The sequence below is a fragment of the Glaciimonas sp. Gout2 genome (genome assembly GCF_035018905.1).
GTDB lineage: Bacteria > Pseudomonadota > Gammaproteobacteria > Burkholderiales > Burkholderiaceae_D > Glaciimonas.
In genome coordinates this window covers 14,664-35,958 of the sequence record NZ_JASJXA010000039.1, presented here as the reverse complement: position 1 = coordinate 35,958, position 21,295 = coordinate 14,664, and the positions used below count along the sequence as shown (strand labels likewise).

The following is a 21,295-nucleotide window of genomic DNA, read 5'->3' as shown; positions in this document are numbered from 1 at the left end:
CTTAGAAAAAGTGCATTATCCGTATGCTTCTATTAAAAAAATGTAGGAGAAAAAGAAATTAGTTCGCCTGAAAAGTATCGAAAAAGTAGGGGGTAAATGATTTTTTTGCTATATTTTGAAAGATAATAATTGCCATTTGTTATGTTTATCAGTTATAAAGATAACAGAGCAAGAAGGTTGACTGAATTACAGGAAACTCTTTAGCTCGTATCCTAAGCATAATTAATCGAGTAATTCTTATATATTTTTAGTGTCATTCGATAATTTTCCGGTATAATACGGAATCGTTTAGGATTCGAGCTAGTGGTGCAGTATTGGTCTGTCATTCCTTTCTTGCTTTAAACGATCTAACGGGCGCAAGCCCAACTTAACTGAAATAGGAAATGTAATGGCAACTGGTATTGTTAAATGGTTCAATGATTCAAAAGGTTTTGGTTTTATTACTCCTGATGAAGGCGGTGAAGATCTGTTCGCGCATTTCTCCGCAATCCAATCTAACGGCTTCAAGTCGTTGCAAGAAAACCAACGTGTTTCTTTCGAAGTTACTGCTGGCCCTAAGGGTAAGCAAGCTTCGAACATTCAGCCTATCTAATAGCTGAATCAAGTAATTTCTAAAAATCCCCGGTGCGCTGGGGATTTTTTTCGTCTAGCTTTTCGTATTCTTTGTCCTGATCTGTCTTCCATTTCCCAAATTGCACGTTGCTATATTGTTATGTTCTCATCTTAGCTATCCAATGCCTTAACGGCGCAGTCGTTTGAAATCCGGGAAGTATTTCCCTTTCCCATCCTTATTTCAGCCATCCTAATTGGATGGCAGAATATTAACGACCTTTTTGATGTAAAAACGGCGACATTGGTTATGCTGTTTTGGTTTTAATAGGTAGAAAAAGTCGCGCAATAAGCGTTGTATCTGCACTACTAAAAAATAGTGAAATCGATTCGAAATCGTCGGACATTAAAATTTTTCACCTCATTGATGAAAAGGTTTGGGGGTGACAGCCTTGTTTGTGCGGATAGTACGTACTGTTTTTTAAAAAACATCATATTGTCAGGAACTTGTAAGGGTGGACTGAAATGCTGCGTTGTCTGATATTTTTTAGATCAAAAACTAAAACGCAGATGGTGACAAAATCGCTCGGGGAAATGCCTCAAAATTGTAGGCAATTGCAGTATCCTGCGAGTTGATGTGTAGCTAGCTAATGAGCTCCCGTCATGCCGAGGACAGCAGTTAAAAGTCAGGCACGCAGGATGAACATAATAAATAACAGGAAAGAGGAAGAGACCATGTCATATAAAACTAACGTATTCGTTGCCGCTGCTTTACTAACTTGGTCGATTGCCGGTGTTACCTCGGCTGTCGCAGCAGAGCCAATCAAGATAGGCGTCACAGGGCCATTTACCGGTGGTTCCGCACCGATGGGCGTCTCCATGCGTGACGGCGTTAAGTTGGCGGTTGCAGACATCAATGCAAAGGGCGGTCTTTTGGGACGTCAATTACAATTGGTTGAACGCGATGATGAAGCTAAAAATGAGCGCGGTGTCCAGGTAGCGCAAGAATTGATCAACAAAGAAAAGGTCGTCGCCACGGTTGGTTTTGCAAATACCGGTGTAGCCCTTGCATCGCAACGCTTTTATCAGGAAGCAAAAATTCCGGTGATGAATAGTGTTGCGACTGGCAGCATTATTACTAAACAATTTGTTGGTCCGGAAAACAAGGACAACTATATTTTCCGTACTTCTGCAAACGACACCATTCAATCAAAAATGATTGTCGACGAAGCTGTTGGACGTCAAAAATACACCAAGGTAGCGATTCTGGCTGACTCCACTAATTATGGTCAACTTGGTCGGGAAGATTTGGAAAAGGCACTTTTGGCAAACGGCATCAAGCCGGTTGCCGTAGAAAAGTACAATCTCAAAGATGTCGATATGACCGCACAATTGCTGAAGGCCAAGCAGGGCGGCGCGCAAGTAATATTGACTTACGGTATTGGACCTGAGTTGGCCCAAATCGCAAACGGCATGGAAAAGATTAACTGGAAAGTACCGATTATCGGTAGCTGGCCTTTGTCGATGGGTAATTTTATCGACAATGCAGGTAAGAACGGCGATGGTGCGCGTATGCCCCAAACTTTTATTCAGGATGGTAATACGCCGATGCGTAAAAACTTTATCCAGGCCTATCAAAAGGCCTATAAAGTAGAGCGGATGCCGTCTGCTGTTTCGGCTGCCCAAGGTTACGACTCGATCTACTTGCTCGCTGCGGCGATCAAACAGGCCGGCTCCACCGACGGCGCGAAAGTTCGGGAGGCGTTGGAAAATCTAAAGGCCCCTGTAGAAGGCGTTATCACCACTTACAATAAACCATACAGCCACGATGATCACGAGGCTATTAAGCCTACTATGGTTACGATTGGTGTAGTTAAGGATGGCCGTGTCGTTCTAGCAAAGTAACGCTATCAAGAACCGTTTATTGGCTTTGCTGTATGAACGGATATTGACGATCATGCCAGTCCTTGGGAACCGGGGGCTGGCTTTTTTTATTGCCTTATAGCTGCCGTACTAAGGTAATTTGAGATCGTATTTTTTCGTATTTTTTCGTCTTTTGGGTAAAACAACATGGAAATCTTTCTCCAGCTGGTTTTTAGCGGTGTCGCGTTGGGTATGATCTACGCGGTGATTGCTTTCGGCTATCAACTTACTTTCGCAACTTCCGGCACGCTCAATTTTGGACAGGGCGAAGCACTGATGCTAGGTGCGCTGGTCGGCTTGAGTCTGGTTGGTAATATTCACGGCGGTCCTTTTTTAAATTACTGGCTAATGATTCCGGTAGTGATTATGTTCGGCGCCTTACAAGGCGTTGTGGTCGAGTGGATAGGCGTACGCCCGGCGATCAAAATTAAGTCGGAGTTTGGCTGGATCATGTCGACCATCGCGCTCGCGATCATCTTCAGAAACGTCGCTGAAAATATCTGGGGCAAAGATGACCTGACATTCCCATCACCGCTATCGGCAACGCCTTTTCAGGTATTTGGTGCCAGTGTGCAGCCGATGCAAGTTGTTGTAGTGCTGGGTGCTCTCGGCATGATGCTAGCGGTCGAGCTATTCAATCGTAAATCTATTTATGGCAAAGCAGTTGTTGCGACCGCCAATGATCGTGACGCAGCGGGACTGATGGGCATTAACACCAGCATGGTGATTACGTTCTCCTACGCATTATCGTCCGCGACTGCCGCTTTTGCTGGCGTACTGGTGGCACCGCTGACCTTAACCGGCGCAACAATGGGTGCAGCCTTGGGTTTGAAAGCATTTGCAGTTGCCATTATTGGTGGTTTGACCTCTGGTATGGGCGCGGTGGTTGGCGGATTAATTCTGGGGATCGCCGAAACGTTGACTGGTTTTTATGTCTCGACTGGATATAAGGAAGTGCCAGGACTAGTTTTACTCCTGCTGGTCTTAGCCGTTAAACCTGCCGGTTTGTTTGGTAAAACTGCCATCAAGAAGGTGTAATGATGAGCAAAAAAATATTTGCATTAAGTTTGCTAGGGATTGTGGCATTGGGCGTTTTTCCGCTGATATTTCATAATCCGTATTACATTCATCTGGCCGAAACCATCCTGATTTATGCCATTTTATTATTCGGCCTCGATATCGTCGTCGGGTACACCGGTCAAGTGTCGCTGGGTCATGCCGGATTATTTGGTATCGGCTCATATACAACCGGTGTTTTGGTATTTAAATTAGGTTGGCCGTTCTTGCTTGCTGCACCGGCCAGTCTGGTAGTGACGGCATTATTTGGCGCCATTATGGCCTTGCCAGCGCTGCGGGTTACCGGTCCTTATTTGGCAATGGTGACGCTCGCGTTCGGTACCATCACCGGTATATTGATCAATGAAATGTCATTTCTGACCGATGGCCCAATGGGTATCAAGCTTAGCAAACCTTCGTTCTGGGGTTACAAGCTGGATGAAGTTGAATACTTTTATCTGGTCGCTGTACTAATGGTGTTGTCGCTTCTGGTAGTGCACCGTATTCTGAAGTCGCATTTGGGCAGGGCTTTTGAAGCTTTGCGCGATAGTCCGATTGCCTCCGATTGTATGGGTGTGTCGGTGTATCGTTATAAAGTCTATGCGTTTGTTATTAGCGCTGCGTTAGCAGGTCTGGCCGGTAGCTTGTATGCGTATTCGGAAGAGTATATTTCACCGAACACTTATAACTTCGAGCTGACGATTCTGTTCTTGCTTGCTGTCATTATGGGAGGTCGCAAGAGCCGTATCGGATCGTTAATCGGCGCGTTGATTGTGGTGATGCTACCGAGTTTGTTATCCGACATTAACCTGTTTCGAGATATTGCAACTGTCATCGCCGTAGCCGGCGTGGGTTCCGGAGCGTACTTATTATTCAAAAAACGTAAAACGCCACGCGAACTCGCTGTTCCGGTTTTAGCCACTGTTGGCCTGGCTATTTTTGCCTACCGACTGGAAAATATTACCGACTGGCGTTTGACGGTATTTGGTTTAATGACGTTGTTCGTCGTGTATTACCTGCAAGATGGGATCGTCGGATTTGTGCGAGGTGTGTTTGCTAAAAAAGGTATTGCGGCCCGCAAGCCTCTTCCCGTGACGACAGTCGCAGATAATGTCTGGGCGGGTAGCGCCGGCAACGTTGAAATTGGCACTAATTTACTCAGTGCCAAACAACTTTTGATGCAATTTGGTGGTTTGAAAGCGTTGAATCAGGTTGATTTGAATATTGTGAAAGGTTCGGTGCATGGATTGATCGGACCTAACGGTTCAGGCAAAAGTACCATGATGAACGTGTTGACCGGCATCTATAAACCGACTGCTGGCGTGGTTGAGTTTAATGGTCGCGTGATCTCTGGTACAACGCCCTCCGCCATCGCGTTGGGCGGGGTTGCACGCACATTTCAAAATGTGCAGTTGTTCGGTGAAATGACCGCGACAGAAAACGTTTTGGTTGGCTTGCATCATACGTTTCGTAGTAATGTTTTGGACGTTATGCTTAACACTCGTCGTTATCGGGAAGAAGAACAAGCTGCTCGGGTGCGGGCTGCCAGTATTTTGCAGTTTGTGGGTCTTTCCGATTTGGCTGGTGAAGAGGCGCGCAATCTTCCTTATGGCAAACAGCGTTTGCTGGAGATTGGGCGCGCATTGGGCTTAAATCCAGAACTGTTGCTGTTGGATGAACCTGCTGCAGGACTGACAGCACCGGATATCGTGGAATTGATTGCGATCATTCATAAGATTCGTGACCATGGCATCACCATCATCCTGATCGAACATCATATGGATGTCGTGATGACTATTTCAGATACTGTCACAGTGCTCGATTTCGGACAGAAAATAGCCGAAGGCAAACCTGCCGCTGTGCAAGCTGATCCTGCGGTGATCGAAGCATACCTTGGAGGTAATGTTAGCGATGAAGAAGTCGCTCATGCGCCGACCACATCCACACCATTAACATCCAGCGAAGCGGGGGCTTGAAATGCTATCAATTTCTAATCTACACGCCGCTTACGGCAAAGTTGAAGTTTTGCATGGTATTTCTTTAGAGGTACCCAAGGGAAAAGTAGTGACGTTGGTCGGCTCCAATGGTGCTGGCAAAACGACTACGATGCGTGCCATTTCGGGCATGCTCAAGCCGCGTATGGGTACCATTACGTTGGGTGGCAAGGATGTTACCGGACTTGACTCGCATAAAATTGCCCGTGCCGGACTAGCCCATTCGCCTGAGGGACGGCGAGTGTTTGCGACGATGAGCGTGACAGACAATTTGTTGTTAGGCGCGTTTCCACGTTTCACCAAAGCGCGCCCGCGCGGCGATATAGCGCACGATCTTGAGAAGGCGTTGGAGCTTTTTCCTCGCTTGAAAGAGAGGCAAACGCAGCTGGCTGGGACTTTGTCCGGTGGTGAGCAACAGATGTTGGCGATGGCGCGCGCGGTGATGCTCAATCCAGAAGTCATTTTGCTGGATGAGCCATCGATGGGGCTTGCCCCGATTTTGGTGGAGGAAGTGTTCCGCATCATCATGCGTCTAAAAGAGCAGGGGATCACGATGCTGCTGGTTGAGCAATTTGCTGCTGCTGCTTTGAACGTTGCGGACTATGGTTATGTGTTGGAAAATGGTCGTATTTCCGTGCACGGACCGGCTGAAAAGCTGCGAAATGATCCAGCGGTGCAGGCTGCTTATCTAGGCGGTGGTCACTAGCGCTTGTTGTTCTAATGTAGTCGGATATCATCTATTTAACTAAAAAAATGCCCCGCGACCTCAAACCTGAGGGGCGGGGCGTTTTGTTATCCAGAACCCTAACTATTAGTTTTAACCATTATTTGCTGGTCCCGTATGGACAGATTTGCTGTTTTTGGATGCCATCCATCCGCCACCTAATACCACCGCCATTCCAACGATATAGGCGATATAAGTAAGCCAAGGTACGCTATTCCAGAAGTCTGCAATCAACGGTTCAGTGATAATCATATGTATTGCGGTGTAGACCAAAATCGCTGCACCGACGTAGATCGTAACGGGAAACTTCTCAATCAGTTTTAATGCCAATGTCGATCCCCACACCATAATCGGTACCGAAATCAGCAAGCCGACGATGACCAGAAAAATACTCCCGTGCGCAGCCCCAGCCACTGCGAGAACATTATCGATTCCCATGACAGTATCGGCAATAATGATGGTTTTCAGCGCCACAGCCATACTATTGATTTTACTTCCGTCAATATTGTGAGCACTTGAATCGCTTAGTAAGCGATAAGCAATCCACAGCAGCGCAGCGCCACCGAGTAACAGCAAGCCCGGAATTTTCAACAGCCATACGACCGCAATAGTCATTAATACGCGCGTAATGACAGCGCCTAAGGTTCCCCAGATAATGGCTTTTTTGCGTAAATGATCGGGTAGATTACGAGCGGCCATCGCGATCACAATAGCGTTATCACCCGCAAGAACCAGATCAATGACGACGATCGATAAGAGCGCCGTAAAAAATTTGGCCATATCCCAATCGGCCATACCCAAGGTTGCTAATAAACTTGAAAAATCCATAAAATCTCCGTCGACATAAATGTAAGGTGAAAGCCGTAAATAATAGTAATTTCGACTCTAATCTCGAACAGAATGGAGGATGACAGGATTGGTGAGGAGAACACACGACACAATGCCTGCATGGATTCCATGCTGACAAAGGTCTTGCTCAACAGATCAGATCAATCTGCCATGGTAACCGGGTGCAAGCGTTGTGCTTGTTCCGTGATGACGACTACCGTGTAAAGCGTTGACGTCGCAGATATGATCTTGACGTTGACGCTTGAGAGCTACTCCCCTTTGGAGGGCGGAACCAAATGTGACTCCGCTGACCGCAGTGTACTACATTAACAATTAAATCCACGAAATAATGATAGGACTTACGCAAAATCGCCCCAGCTGCATTGTGCTTTCCTTGCCGCACTCGCGTGCTGTCTGCGTCGGCACGCCTTGCTGGGACGGTTTTGCGTAAGTCCTGTCTTACTTGAGAGATATGCAAACGCCTTTGCTGGGATGGTTTTGTGAGGTGTTGTTAGAGCGAAATATCGATAAAATGTTATCTTCTCAATATGCACATCTCAGCCCTTACGCCAATAATCTGCTTGCGCGTACGCATGCCGCAAAAAATCTACGAAGGCGCGTATTCGCAAGGGTAAATGTCGTCGTTGTGCGAATACTGCATAAATGTCATTGCCGGGCGCAGCAAATTCGTCCATTACTGTAACAAGTTGGCCTGATTCTATCTCGGTGCCAACTTCCCACATTGAACGCCATGCCAGTCCTTTCCCGCTGATCGCCCAGTCGTGCAATACCTGACCGTCGTTACAAAATAAATTGCCTGCTACCTTCATCGTCACGACTTTACCATTTTGGCGAAAAACCCAGCCGCGCTGACTACCGTCGCCACTCATGGCAAGACAATTATGTTTCGCCAGGTCGTCCAATGATTGCGGTTTGCCATGGCGTTTGATGTAAGCGGGGGATGCCACGACGACGCGCTTGTTATCGGCTAATTTAGTGCCGATCAGGGTTGAGTCGGATAGCGAAGCAATGCGTATGGCGACATCGACGCCTTCGCCAATCAGATCCACCACGCGATCATTCAGATTGAGGGTGAGCGTTACATCGCGATGCTCGGTTAAAAACGAAGGCATCAACGGCGCCACGTGCTGACGACCAAAGCCCGCAGGTGCAGAAATCAGCAAATGACCGCTCGCGTGTGCGCTGCGTTCAGAGACTGCGGATTCCGCATCTTCCAGATCGGAAAGAATCCGCTGGCAGTCCTCCAAAAAAGCCTCGCCTTCGTTGGTAAGCGCAATCTTGCGCGTGGTGCGCTGGAGTAATTTGACGCCAAGGCGTTCTTCCAAGGCATCCAGACGGCGTCCAATCATGGCTGGCGCTATTCCTTCAGCGCGCGCCGCTGCGGACAAACTGCCTTTGGCAGCAATCTCTACAAAAGTCGAAATTTGCTTGAATTGGTCCATCGCGTGATTCTCTTTCTTTTTGTCGCGGACTTACACTTGCCACTGTCTTTACGAAATTGCACGCAAATGATTTTGTCTGGATCCTTACAAGTTTTGGCCACTTGTGACTAAAACGCATAGATCATATGATAAATGATTCCACCTATGATGATTTAGTTTAAATATACTCTATAACGTAAAATCGTTAGAATGCTATTCCTACTTTTGAATACTCAACATGGTGCAATAGCGAATGTAGCAGCGCACAATACGGGATTCGCGCAGCATATTAACGAGGATTTACGCAAAACCTTAAAGCGGATTCATACCTACCGGCTTTATATTCACTTTATCGTTATGCCTCGCAGAGACATTTGGCGTAAGTCTGCTTAAGAGAAGCAAAAACGTAAAAAGCGATTTGAAACACCGAATTAAATACCGAATCAAATTTCAAAAACAGGAGCGATGTATGACACAACTGACACTACCAGCAGGATTAGAAATTAACGGCGCAATTCAAGCTGGATATGAAGAAATTTTGACGCCAGACGCATTGGCGCTGGTTGCAAAACTAAGCCGCGCCTTCGAATCGCGTCGCCAGGAATTGTTGGCGGTTCGCGTTGAGCGCGCAAAGCGTCTTGACGCTGGTGAGCGCCCAGATTTTCTGGCCGATACTGCGCATATCCGTAATGGCGACTGGAAGATCGCACCGATTCCACAAGCGCTGGAATGCCGTCGCGTAGAAATTACTGGTCCAGTTGAACGCAAAATGGTCATCAATGCTTTCAACTCTGGCGCTGACAGCTACATGACCGACTTCGAAGATTCGAACTCGCCAGTCTGGGATAACCAGATCACCGGCCAGATCAATCTGCGGGATGCGATTCGTAAGACAATCTCGCTCGAACAGAACGGCAAATCATACAAACTCAACGACAAAGTAGCGACGTTGGTTGTGCGTCCGCGCGGTTGGCATCTGGATGAAAAACACGTATTGGTCGATGGCAAACGTGTCTCAGGCGGTATTTTTGATTTCGCTCTTTTCATGTTTCACAATGCCAAAGAACAATTGGCACGCGGCGCTGGCCCGTATTTCTATTTGCCAAAGCTGGAATCGCACATTGAAGCGCGTCTGTGGAATGACATTTTCGTCATGACTCAAAACGAACTTGGTTTGCCACAAGGCACGATCAAGGCCACCGTATTGATCGAGACCATTCTGGCCGCGTTCGAAATGGATGAAATCTTGTATGAACTGCGTGAACACAGTGCTGGTCTCAATGCTGGCCGTTGGGATTACATTTTCTCGTGCATCAAGAAATTCAAGCTAGACAAAGATTTCTGTCTGGCTGATCGCGCCAAAGTCACCATGACAGCACCGTTCATGCGCTCTTACGCGTTGCTATTGTTGAAAACTTGCCACAAGCGCAATGCGCCAGCAATTGGCGGCATGGCCGCATTGATCCCGATCAAGAACGATCCAGAGAAGAACGACATCGCCATGGGCGGTGTGCGCACTGACAAGGCACGCGATGCCACTGACGGCTATGACGGTGGTTGGGTTGCCCATCCAGGTCTGGTCGAGCTGTCGATGGCCGAGTTCAAAAAAGTCCTGGGCGACAAGCCAAATCAAATCAGCAAGCAACGCGATGACGTCAATGTTACTGCGGCTGAATTGCTAGACTTTAAACCAGAAGCGCCAATCACTGAAGCGGGTCTGCGGTACAACATCAACGTTGGTATCCATTACCTCGGTGCCTGGTTGTCTGGCAATGGTTGCGTGCCGATTCATAACCTGATGGAAGATGCCGCGACAGCAGAAATCAGCCGTGCGCAAGTCTGGCAATGGATTCGTTCCACCAAAGGCGTCCTCGACAATGGCAAGAAAGTCACCGCCGAGATGGTCGTTGCGATGATTCCGGAAGAGTTGGCCAAGGTCAAAGAACTGGTCGGTAATGGTCCAACATATGACCGCGCTGCTAAAATCTTTGAAGAAATGTCGACCTCGTCTTCTTTCGCCGAGTTCCTGACATTGCCGCTATACGAAGAAATCTAATGTGACATCGGCCTTTGGGTCGATTCAACGTTAAAAAGCCGATCTTAGGATCGGTTTTTTTTATTGGCGTTTGTATTTTCTTAATCGTGATTAATAAAATTTCAAAATTTAAATTTAAACATTTCAGAAAAATGAATGACATGAAAATTGATTAAGGAAGCGTATTTACGTTCTTATTGTTGCATTTAAAATGTATCTTACGTATGATGCCTTTATCGACTATTTTTTAACTGCCACACCCAACGTTTCCGTCCTATGCAACTTACTAAATTTACCGACTTTGGACTACGTATTCTGATGTATCTGGCCTCAATACCCGAGCAGGATCTTGTAACTGTGGGTGAACTGGCGCATCGTTTTGACATTCCAAAGAATCACTTGAATAAAGTGGTGAATAAGATGGTTAAACAAGACTGGATAATCGCTACGCCCGGACGTAATGGTGGTATTCGAATGGCGCAAGCCCCGCAAACATTACATTTAGGCGATATTTTGAGTGTGATGGAGGGGCATACACAACTTGTCGATTGTGAGCAGCCTTTGTGTATTTTAAAAGGAAATTGTTATTTGAAACGGGTTCTTGATAATGGGCAACGCGCGTTTTATGCCGACATGAATCGCTATAGCCTAGCTGAGTTGGTGCAACCGGAAACCGCTGGGCCACAAACTGCTGGCATCATTGCGCGCATGCATTTTCAGCCCTCAATGGCGCAGTAAGATAGTCGTCACGCTGCAAATAGCAGTGGGATTTTGTTATTTATGCAACGCCTTTTTTTTCTTCATATTGTAGTATTTTAAATGTAACAATAGGAGTATTTATGATTTCTGCTAATGCCCGTCCTTACATTGATGCCTCCGTTCCCGTTTTGCGGGAGTATGGCGTTGCTATTTCTACCTGTTTTTATGCTCGTTTGTTTGAGGCGCATCCTGAACTAAAGAATATTTTCAATATGGCGAATCAGAAAAATGGCAGCCAACAGCAAGCGTTAGCAAGCGCATTATTTGCTTATGCCGCCAACATTGATAATGCTGATGCGCTTACCCCGGTCATCAGTCGAATCGTGCAAAAACATGTCAGCCTTGGTATCCGCGCGGAGCATTATCCTATCGTTGGCCATCATTTACTCGCGGCTATCGGCGAAGTACTCGGTAAGGCGGCAACCCCAGAATTGATTGCGGCGTGGGCCGAGGCTTATGATGCGTTAGCTAGCGCGTTTATTGGCGAAGAAAAGAAGTTGTATGCGTCGCACCAGATTGAACCAGGTCAACTACGTGAGATGGTCGTCACTCACAAGAAAAAAGAAAGTCAAACGGTCACCTCTTTTTATTTGGAGTCGGTAGATGGATTACCCTTGCCAGCCTTTCAACCAGGCCAGTACATCAGCATTGCAAGAAACGTTGTTGCGTTAAACTTAAGGCAGTTGCGGCAATACAGTTTGTCAGGCGCACCAGATCAACCGTACTGGCGTATCAGTGTTAAACGCGAAGACAAGGACGAGCAAGGCAATCCCGCCGGAATGGTATCCAATCTGCTGCATGCCGAAGCTAATGTTGGCGATAAATTGTGGGTCAGTCCACCTTGCGGTGACTTTGTTATGGACAAAAATATTCGGACACCGTTGGTATTGATTAGTGCAGGTGTCGGCATCACGCCAATGATGAGTATGTTGCATGGCAGTCTTCAGCAAACTCCGGCGCGCCATGTGCATTTTTTATATGCGACCCTGGATGGGCATCATCATCCACTGAAGGCTGAATTGGCAGCATTAAGCGCATTTCAGAAATTGCCAGAACAGGCAGCCATATTGACTACCCATTTTGCGTACGCGACACCAACCGCCGAAGATCGGGCAGCCAATGATTTTGACCAGTCCGGCTATTTGGAACTGGACAAGTTGGACTCGTCGCTATTACCAAAAAATGGAGATTACTATTTGTGTGGTCCAAGCGTCTTTATGCGCATCCAGCGGCAGGCTCTGCTCGACAGAGGAATTGCGGCCAATCAAATTCGGCAGGAGATTTTTGGCCCGGCTTTACTAGAGAATTTGCAATAAAGGTATAGGCAGCATATTAATTGGTGGACACTGTTGTAACAATTTATTGGTTGCATAAAGGAAACTATAAAAGTGCAAAAATGCAGTATCCTCGCAATCTGAGATTTCATATTTGCCCAATCAGAGGATATCTATGCAACAAGTGAGACAACCAAAAGAAGAGAGAAGTAGCGTTAGGATATTTCTAATGCTGCTTTTTTTTGTCTTCAGATTTTTGGGTGTAGCCTTTAGCAGTCCCGTTGCAATGGTGATCACCACAACATTGCGCCAGACTTTGTCAATATTGCGGACTACACCGCTGCCAATATTGATAGCCGTATCGTTAATATTTGCTCAAACAGTGCAAGCCGCGCCGAGACCTAAAATCGATAGTTTTTCACCAGAAGGAGAAATCACCCACGTGCGTCAGGTGCGGGTCAAATTTTCTGAGGCCGCGGTGAAGTTCGGTGATCCAAAAGCACCGATGCCGTTTGATATTCAATGTAAAGAGGCCGGTAGCGGACGTTGGGCCGATGACAAAAACTGGATTTATGATTTTGAGCGCGATGTGCCACCGGGCACGCGCTGTTCTTTTGCTCTGAAATCTGACTTCACATTGTTATCCGGTGCTGTAATAACCGGTAAAAAAATATTTCAGTTCAATACCGGTGGCCCCGCTGTTATCAATGTAATGCCCAGAGGCGACTCCATCGACGAGGAACAAGTTTTCATTCTCGTGCAAAATGGTGTCGCCACCAGCGATAGTCTCCTTAAACATGTCTATTGCGAAGCCGAAGGCGTGCATGAGCGGATTCCGGTTAAGTTGATTACCGGGGCATCTCGCAAGGTATTACTGGATCAGTTTGCAGAAAAAATTAATCCGGAAGTCGTTAGTACCGTGCAATGCCAGCAGCGCTTGCCGAACGACAGCGCGGTTCGACTTACGTGGGACAAGGGTGTGGTTACGCCATCAGGCATCGCCACCACGCAGCCGCAAGTGTTCAAATTCAAAGTCCGCCCAAGCTTCACGGCCAGTGTCAGCTGCGAGCGCGAGAATGCCAATGCAGCTTGTGCACCGATTTTGCCACTGCGTATTTTATTCACTTCGCCCGTCACACGTGCACTGGCGGAAGCCGTAACGCTGAATGGCAGCAATGGCAAATTGAAACCTTTTTTTGAAAAAAACAATACCGACGACACCGTCTGGCAACTCACATTTAAACCGCCTTTTGCCGAAAGATCGGAACTAACCATCGTATTACCAAGCGGATTCCACGACGAAAGTGGTCGCCCATTAACAAACGCCAATTCGTTTCCGATGAAAGTCCGCATGGCCGATTACCCACCGCTGGCAAAATTCCCCTCGGCACCATTCGGCATTATTGAACTGAACGCCGATGCCACACTGCCGGTCACATTACGCAGCGTTGAGACCAACATGCTTGCCCGCAGTGCGGATGGAAAAGTGAATCCCGGCAACGTCAGCAACCTCAAAGTCACCGATGATCAGAGTGTTATTGCATGGCTCACCAAGCTCAATCGATACCACGAAACCACTATTACAATCGGCAAAAAATCGGTGGAAACGCGTAGCATCGGCTTGCTGGCAAATCAAGCCGGAGCCAAAACGTTAAGCTTGCCACATTCACCAGATGCCAAAAATGGGGTGAGGCCGTTCGAAGTTATTGGTATTCCGCTCAAAGATCCGGGTTTTTATGTGATCGAACTTGAATCACAAAAGCTAGGAGCCGCACTATTAGGCAAGGCCGTTCCGATGTACGTGCGCACCAGTGCGCTAGTGACCAATTTGTCGGTTCACGTCAAGATCGGACGTCAAAATGGTGCAGTCTGGGTAACTACTTTGGACAACGCCAAACCGGTAGAGAACGCCGATGTCAGAATCGCCGATTGTCGTGGTACCGAACTTTGGCGTGGAAAAACCAACAAGCTAGGCATCGCCATGGTGCCTGAATTTCCCGAAGATGGTTGTCGTAGCGGTCGGCAAAGTGCGCCAGGACAAATTGATGGCCTGTTTGTTAGCGCCCGTAAAATCGATGAAAAAGGCCGTGCCGATATGACCTTTGCCTTAACTTCATGGAACAACGGGATTGAATCCTGGCGTTTCAATCTACCGATGGACAACGACAAATCGGCAACGGTACGCGCCCACACGGTATTTGACCGGACGCTTTTTCGTGCAGGCGAAACGGCCTCAATGAAGCATGTCATCCGGACCGAAACCATGCAAGGTTTCGGTTTGCTACCAAAAGACCAATTGCCAACACGCGTGCGGATTATCCACCAAGGTAGTGGTCAGGAGTTTCAATTCCCGTTGATCTGGCGCGGACAAAAAAATGCCGAGACCGTATTCGCGATTCCAAAAGAAGCCAAGCTTGGACGTTATGACGTCACTCTGGATAGCGGCACGGTGAAAAGCGATACGAACGACACTAACGACACTAACGCTCGAGGCCAGCGGAGTTACAGTACCGGCAGCTTCCGGGTGGAAGAGTTTCGTCTGCCACTCTTACAAGGACGCATTACACCCCCGAAAACGTTAATAGCGCCGACCGACGTACCGCTTGGTGTCCAATTAAATTACCTCAACGGCGGCGGTGCTTCTGGTCAAGCGGTGCATATCACCAGTTTATTGCGCACTAAAGCGATCAGCTTTTCTGCCTACGACGGTTATTCCTTTTCAACGCTTTCCAGCGAATCCAATGACGGCAGCAGCGACAACGCTAACGGAGACGATCAAAAAATTGTTGCCGACAAATTGCCGGTCACGTTGGATAAAAATGGCGCTGGCAAAGCGGTAATAAAGGATCTGCCAGCCATTATTGCGCCGAAAGAATTATTGACTGAGATGACCTTCGCCGATCCGAATGGCGAAATACAGACCGTATCGAGCGTGGCCCCGGTATGGCCTTCGGCAATTGTCGTCGGTCTAAAAGCGGGCGAGTGGATATCTGTGAAGAAAAAATTAACCCTGACTGCGGTCGCCCTTAATCCCGCCGGTCAGCCGCAAGTTGGCATACCGATTGAAATCAGTGGCCGTAGCAAGCAAACTAACTCCCATCGCAAACGCATGGTAGGCGGTTTTTATGCGTATGAAAATACCAATACTTCGACCGATCTGGGAGCGCTGTGTTCGGGTAAAACCGATGCGCGTGGTGTGATGATGTGTAGCATTGAGTTGTCAGAGGCGGGAAATGTCGAATTGACGGCTGAAGGCAAGGATGGCAGCGGCAAGGCATCGCTGGCGACCAGTTCTGTGTGGGTCACCAAACAGGGTGAGTTGTGGTTCGATGGTGAAAACCAGGACCGCATCGATATTTTGCCAGAGAAAAAACATTATCAGCCGGGTGAAACCGCCAAATTTCAAGTGCGCATGCCGTTTCGCTATGCCACCGCGTTAATCGCCATTGAGCGTGAAGGTGTGATCGACACGCAGGTCATGCAATTGAACGGACAAGATCCGACTTTTAGCCTGCCGGTGAAAGCCAGTTATGGCCCGAACGTCTTTGTTTCAGTATTGGCAGTACGTGGCCGCATGCGTGATGTTCCGTGGTATTCATTCTTTACATGGGGTTGGAAAGAACCGTTGAACTGGTGGAGTGAGTTCAAAGAATATCAAGCACCTGGTGCAACCGTCGATCTGGCAAAACCAGCCTACAAATTTGGCATTGCCGAAATCATGGTCGGCACGGCGGCGAATCAGTTGGCGGTGACAGTCAAGGCCGATCAACCGAGCTACGCAATCCGTACTGTGGCCAAGGTGACAATTCAGGCCAATTTGCCAAATGGTAAGCCAGCCGCCCGTGCCGAAATCGCCGTGGCCGCAGTCGATGAGGCGTTGCTGGAACTTGAGCCGAATCGCAGCTGGGATTTGCTACAGGCGATGCTGCAACGTCGCAGTTATGGCGTTGAAACCTCGACCGCGCAAATGCAGGTCGTCGGCAAGCGCCATTATGGTCGCAAGGCGATTCCTGCCGGCGGTGGCGGTGGCAAATCGCCCACGCGTGAACTGTTCGACACGTTGTTGTTATGGAAGCCGGTTATTTTGCTGGATGCCAACGGACGGGCGCAGATTGATGTGCCGCTAAACGATGCGCTCAGCAGTTTCAAGATAGTCGCCGTGGCGCAAAGTGGCGACAGCCTGTTCGGCACCGGATCGGTCAGCATCCGCTCAACGCAGGATCTGCAATTGATTTCCGGGTTGCCACCGTTGGTGCGCGAAGGCGATAACTTTAGCGCAATGGTGACGGTGCGCAATACCACCACGCATGCCATGCAAGTCAATGCCACGGCACAAGCTAGCGGTGCGGCGGTATTATTGCCGACCTCGGCAAACGCGCTAACTGCACCAACCAGATCTGCTCAGGCTGTTCTACCTATAATGCCAACCTTGCAATGGAAGGAGTTGAGCATCCCACCTGGCGAGTCGCGTGAGTTGGTTTGGCAAGTGACCGTGCCGTCAGGGGTGAAACAATTAACGTGGGAAATCAACGCGCAAGAGCAGGGCGGCGCTAAAGTGAAAGACAGTATCAAATTCACTCAGCGTGTGGTGCCAGCCGTGCCGGTGACGGTGCAACAGGCAACCTTCTTCCAGCTTGATAAAGCGTTTTCGCTACAAGTCTCACAACCGGCTGACGCGTTGCCGGGGCGCGGTGGCGTGGCGGTTGTGTTGTCACCTTCATTAGCGGGCAATAATGAGGGGCTACGACGTTACTTCACCGAGTATCCGTTCTCTTGCCTCGAACAACAGGCTTCGCGAGCGATTGGTTTGCAAGATAACGCATTATGGCAAAAGGTCCTCAATGGCTTACCGACCTATCTCGACAGCGATGGTCTGGCTTATTACTACCCACCGACTGAAAGCAATGCGCGGCGCGGAAGTGATACGTTAACGGCTTATTTACTGGCGATCACGCAAGAGTCGGGCTTTGCCATCTCACAGCCAAGTCGCGACAAAATGCTGGACGGTTTAACCGCATTTGTTGAGGGCAAAATTACGAGTGACTTTTGGTCGCCGCAAAAAGATCTCGATGTCCGCAAACTGGCCGCGTTAGAGGCGCTATCGCGCTATGACCGCGCACGGCCCTCCATGTTGGGGGCGATCCAGTTGTCGCCAAATCGTTGGCCGACTTCAGCGGTACTCGACTGGATTAATATATTGCAGCGGGTTACGAGTATTCCTGAGCGCGCTAAACGTCTTGCCGAAGCGGACCAAATACTCCGTTCAAGACTGAATTATCAGGGAACGCGGATGGGATTTTCTACCGAGAGCAGTGATTATTGGTGGTGGTTGATGACCGGTGGCGACGTCAACGCAAACCGTTTGGTATTGACCGTACTCAACGATCCGGCCTGGAAAGACGGTATGTCAAAATTAATCAATGGCGCGATTCAACGGCAGTCACGCGGACATTGGTCAACGACGACCGCCAATAGTTGGGGCAGTTTGGCACTACAGAAATTTTCACAGAAGTTCGAATCCGAAAAAGTATCAGGCATCACCAAAGTTGCGCTAGAGCCGGGAATCGTCTCAGCAAATCCAAATCCGCCAAACGGCCAAAATTTCAGTTGGCTAGCAACGGGAGGCGGTAAGTTGCAAATCCCTTGGGCCAGCTCGGCCACGCCAGCGACGCTTAAGCTAACGCACATTGGTGGTGGTGCACCGTGGATCAACGTCCAAAGTTTGGCAGCGGTTGTATTGAAGAAGCCATTCTCCAGCGGTTATCGGATCAATAAAAATATCGTTCCGATCGAGCAAAAAGAAAAAGGAAAATACACGCGTGGCGATATTTATAAGATCAATCTGGAAGTCGACGCACAGACCGATATGACGTGGGTCGTCGTCACTGATCCGATCCCGGCCGGTGGAACTTTGCTGGGCTCCGGGTTGGGACGCGATTCGGCGATTTCCACACTCAGCGAACGACCAAGCGGCAGTGCGTGGCTGGCATACGAAGAGCGCAGCTTTGAGGCATTTCGTAGCTACTACGAATACGTGCCGAAAGGAAAATTCATAATGACCTATACCTTCCGCATCAACAATCCGGGCGAATTTAATTTGCCGCCTACACGCGTGGAAGCCATGTACGCGCCAGAAATGTTTGGTGAAAGTCCTAATCCGAAATGGACGGTGAAGTGAGTGACTTAGTGCGTGACTTAGTCATTGCGCTGCCCATCCGATTGGTCGGATGGGGGAAGCGATAATGTCGCCAGCTAACCTTTGTCTGCGTACAAAAGCTTCACCATGTCTGGGGCGGCTATCAATGGCTGCTGTATTGATGCTGGGATTCAGCACCGCGCCGGTTCACGCCTTGCAAACTTTTAATGAGGTGCAGCAGGAGTTCCGCACCTCCGAGGCAAACTTGCTCGACCGCAAAGGTGCGTTATTACAGCAAATCCGCTTGAATCCGAACGAGCGACGTTTGTCATGGGTGGGTATAGAAGACGTTTCACCCGCTTTACGAAATGCATTGATAGCGTCCGAAGATAAACGTTTTTATGCGCACAGCGGTGTTGACTGGAGTGCCGTTGCCGCCGCCGCGTGGGGCAATCTATGGAATAGCAGAACCCGTGGCGCATCGACTATTACGATGCAATTAGCGGGATTGCTGGACGACGATTTACGTCGCCGCAATGCGCCGCGTACGATCCGCCAAAAAATGTCGCAAGTCGTTGTGGCCCAATTATTGGAACATCGCTGGCGCAAAGATCAAATTCTTGAGGCCTATTTAAATCGGGTCAGTTTTAGGGGTGAGTTAGTCGGCATGCACGCCTTGTCCCGCGTTTTGTTCGACAAGCATCCGAGTGGTTTAAATCAGCGTGAAGCAGCGATTGCAGTAGCGCTCATTCGCGGCCCTAATGCAACACCAGCACGTGTCGCAGAACGCGCCTGTCGCATCTTGACCGATCAGAACGCTGCATCGGAATGCAAGGGATTGGCGGGTTTCACCTTGTTGGCACTGGCCCGAACTGGCTCCAATTCGGAAGTCATTGTGACCACGACTGCGCCGCAATTAGCGCCTCATCTTGCCCGTAAATTACTAAAAACACCCGGCCAATCGGTGCGCTCCACATTGGATGCGGGCGTGCAACGGTTTGCCAATGATGCGCTAAGGCGGCAGATGGCGTCATTGGTTGAGCGTAATATCGAAGACGGCGCCATCGTCGTGATCGACAATGCCAGCGGCGACGTCTTGGCATGGGTTGGATCAAGCGGATCGTTTTCGAACGCTGCCGCGGTTGACGGTGTGGTGGCGTTGCGTCAGGCTGGATCGACCTTAAAACCGTTTTTATATGAATTGGCGATAGAGAAAAAATGGATGACCGCCGCATCGATTCTGGACGATGCGCCGATTAATTTGCCGACTGCCAGTGGTTTATATATTCCCCAAAATTACGATAAGCAATTTAAAGGTCTGGTCAGTGTGCGCACTGCGCTGGGTTCATCATTGAATATTCCCGCTGTGCGGACCTTGGTGACGGTGACGCCAACGGCATTTTTTGATCGCCTGCAACAACTTGGCTTTGGTCTACGTGAATCGGGCGATTTTTACGGCTACAGTCTCGCACTCGGTAGTGCCGATGTCAGCTTGCTGGCGCTCACCAATGCCTATCGTGCGCTTGCCAACCAAGGCCAATACAGCGGCGTACGTACCGCGCTGAACGATCCGCCGGTAAAAATGCGTAAAGTGATGCGTCCCGATGCATCCTTTATCATCGGCGATATTCTGTCTGATCGCAGCGCGCGCAGCCGTACCTTCGGTCTGGAGAGTGCGCTTTCAACCAGGGTGTGGGCCGCAGTCAAAACCGGCACATCCAAAGATATGCGCGATAACTGGGCCGTCGGTTACTCGGATCGCTACACGGTCGGCGTTTGGGTTGGCAATGCATCAGGTTTGCCGATGTGGGATGTCTCCGGCGTCACTGGCGCAGCGCCAATCTGGCAAGAGGTCATGCAATACTTGCATACGCGTCAGCAAACGCGGCAACGGATACCGCAGAGACCTGAAGGAGTAGTCGAACAAACTATTCGTTATCAAGACAAGATTGAAGCGCCACGTAAAGAGTATTTTATGGCCGGTACAGAGCAAAGTGTGATGACGACCGCCAAATCCGACGATATCAGCATCGCGATACGCTATCCGACACCTGGTATGTTAGTGGCATTGGATCCCGATATTCCACCGCAACGGCAACGCGTACGTTTTGCGGCAGATGGGTTAACCAGCGGGTCGTGGCGACTAGATGGAAAGTTGCTGGCTTCACCCAACGCCGTGTTGAAAACAGCTAACCTATCGAGCAAAAATAGCCACAAATTCGCAACGGACCAAAGTCACCAGATTGCCCTGGACTGGATGCCGTGGCCGGGCAGACATACGTTGGAATTACTGGATAGCAAAAATGTGGTGGTCGATCAGGTTAAATTTGAGGTACGTGGTGCGGTAGAAAAAGAGTTGGAACAGAAATCCGCACAAAAGACAAAAAACCGCTAATTTAGCAGCGTTGATTTTGCGACCATTGGTAAATGGATCGCCAAGGCCAAATGGACATCAAGATAGACATCTCTTTTGATCGCGTACAAGGGAAGGATAAAAATCTAATAGCCGCAAATGCGGCTATTACGATGCGCCGATCAAGGCTGTCCCTGACAGATCGCGTCAACCGGCGATTTG

12 protein-coding genes are annotated in these 21,295 nt (G+C 48.9%); 10 read left to right on the top strand and 2 right to left on the bottom strand.

What is annotated here, in order from left to right:
• The first annotated feature begins 388 nt into the window (after window positions 1–388).
• From QN379_RS19455 to QN379_RS19435, 5 genes are all read left to right on the top strand, one after another.
• Window positions 389–592, top strand: a complete 204-nt coding sequence (locus tag QN379_RS19455; RefSeq protein WP_010398811.1) for a cold-shock protein — start codon at window positions 389–391, stop codon at window positions 590–592.
• A 692-nt stretch (window positions 593–1,284) separates the two neighbouring features.
• On the top strand, window positions 1,285–2,454 hold the full coding sequence (locus tag QN379_RS19450) for an ABC transporter substrate-binding protein (RefSeq protein WP_322238054.1): 1,170 nt from the start codon (window positions 1,285–1,287) through the stop codon (window positions 2,452–2,454).
• A gap of 165 nt (window positions 2,455–2,619) precedes the next feature.
• Window positions 2,620–3,510, top strand: coding sequence for a branched-chain amino acid ABC transporter permease (locus tag QN379_RS19445; RefSeq protein ID WP_322238055.1), 891 nt, complete (start codon window positions 2,620–2,622; stop codon window positions 3,508–3,510).
• 2 nt (window positions 3,511–3,512) lie between these two features.
• Window positions 3,513–5,504, top strand: a complete 1,992-nt coding sequence (locus QN379_RS19440) for a branched-chain amino acid ABC transporter ATP-binding protein/permease (RefSeq protein ID WP_323507347.1) — start codon at window positions 3,513–3,515, stop codon at window positions 5,502–5,504.
• Between the two features lies 1 nt (window position 5,505).
• A complete protein-coding gene (locus tag QN379_RS19435) occupies window positions 5,506–6,228 on the top strand; it encodes an ABC transporter ATP-binding protein (RefSeq protein WP_322238056.1) in 723 nt (240 codons plus the stop codon).
• Between the two features lie 111 nt (window positions 6,229–6,339).
• Here QN379_RS19435 and QN379_RS19430 read toward each other — a convergent pair whose 3' ends face one another.
• Together QN379_RS19430 and QN379_RS19425 are read right to left on the bottom strand one after the other, a co-directional pair.
• Complete coding sequence (locus QN379_RS19430) at window positions 6,340–7,074, bottom strand: TerC family protein (RefSeq protein WP_322238057.1); 735 nt, start codon at window positions 7,072–7,074, stop codon at window positions 6,340–6,342.
• Window positions 7,075–7,631: 557 nt separating this feature from the next.
• Window positions 7,632–8,537: a LysR family transcriptional regulator gene (locus tag QN379_RS19425; protein WP_322238058.1), complete on the bottom strand. Its 906-nt coding sequence runs from the start codon at window positions 8,535–8,537 to the stop codon at window positions 7,632–7,634.
• 448 nt (window positions 8,538–8,985) lie between these two features.
• Here QN379_RS19425 and aceB point away from each other — a divergent pair, with 448 nt between their 5' ends.
• From aceB to pbpC, 5 genes are all read left to right on the top strand, one after another.
• Entirely contained in the window at window positions 8,986–10,572 is a 1,587-nt protein-coding gene (aceB, locus tag QN379_RS19420) for a malate synthase A (protein ID WP_322238059.1), read from the top strand.
• 255 nt (window positions 10,573–10,827) lie between these two features.
• Window positions 10,828–11,289 carry an Rrf2 family transcriptional regulator gene (locus tag QN379_RS19415; protein ID WP_322238060.1) on the top strand — a complete coding sequence of 154 codons (462 nt, stop codon included), beginning with the start codon at window positions 10,828–10,830 and terminating at the stop codon, window positions 11,287–11,289.
• 101 nt (window positions 11,290–11,390) lie between these two features.
• Complete coding sequence (gene hmpA, locus QN379_RS19410; RefSeq protein WP_323507341.1) at window positions 11,391–12,626, top strand: NO-inducible flavohemoprotein; 1,236 nt, start codon at window positions 11,391–11,393, stop codon at window positions 12,624–12,626.
• A gap of 187 nt (window positions 12,627–12,813) precedes the next feature.
• Entirely contained in the window at window positions 12,814–18,762 is a 5,949-nt protein-coding gene (locus tag QN379_RS19405; protein ID WP_323507340.1) for an alpha-2-macroglobulin family protein, read from the top strand.
• Window positions 18,763–18,826: 64 nt separating this feature from the next.
• Window positions 18,827–21,115: a penicillin-binding protein 1C gene (gene pbpC / locus QN379_RS19400; RefSeq protein ID WP_416348555.1), complete on the top strand. Its 2,289-nt coding sequence runs from the start codon at window positions 18,827–18,829 to the stop codon at window positions 21,113–21,115.
• Window positions 21,116–21,295 lie beyond the last annotated feature (180 nt).

Bases quoted from the DNA above. Each gene is read 5' to 3' on its own strand.
- QN379_RS19455 (WP_010398811.1), top strand. From the start codon at position 389: ATGGCAACTGGTATTGTTAAATGGTTCAATGATTCAAAAGGTTTTGGT.
- QN379_RS19450 (WP_322238054.1), top strand. From the start codon at position 1,285: ATGTCATATAAAACTAACGTATTCGTTGCCGCTGCTTTACTAACTTGG.
- QN379_RS19445 (WP_322238055.1), top strand. From the start codon at position 2,620: ATGGAAATCTTTCTCCAGCTGGTTTTTAGCGGTGTCGCGTTGGGTATG.
- QN379_RS19440 (WP_323507347.1), top strand. From the start codon at position 3,513: ATGAGCAAAAAAATATTTGCATTAAGTTTGCTAGGGATTGTGGCATTG.
- QN379_RS19435 (WP_322238056.1), top strand. From the start codon at position 5,506: ATGCTATCAATTTCTAATCTACACGCCGCTTACGGCAAAGTTGAAGTT.
- QN379_RS19430 (WP_322238057.1), bottom strand. From the start codon at position 7,074: ATGGATTTTTCAAGTTTATTAGCAACCTTGGGTATGGCCGATTGGGAT.
- QN379_RS19425 (WP_322238058.1), bottom strand. From the start codon at position 8,537: ATGGACCAATTCAAGCAAATTTCGACTTTTGTAGAGATTGCTGCCAAA.
- aceB (WP_322238059.1), top strand. From the start codon at position 8,986: ATGACACAACTGACACTACCAGCAGGATTAGAAATTAACGGCGCAATT.
- QN379_RS19415 (WP_322238060.1), top strand. From the start codon at position 10,828: ATGCAACTTACTAAATTTACCGACTTTGGACTACGTATTCTGATGTAT.
- hmpA (WP_323507341.1), top strand. From the start codon at position 11,391: ATGATTTCTGCTAATGCCCGTCCTTACATTGATGCCTCCGTTCCCGTT.
- QN379_RS19405 (WP_323507340.1), top strand. From the start codon at position 12,814: ATGCTGCTTTTTTTTGTCTTCAGATTTTTGGGTGTAGCCTTTAGCAGT.
- pbpC (WP_416348555.1), top strand. From the start codon at position 18,827: ATGTCGCCAGCTAACCTTTGTCTGCGTACAAAAGCTTCACCATGTCTG.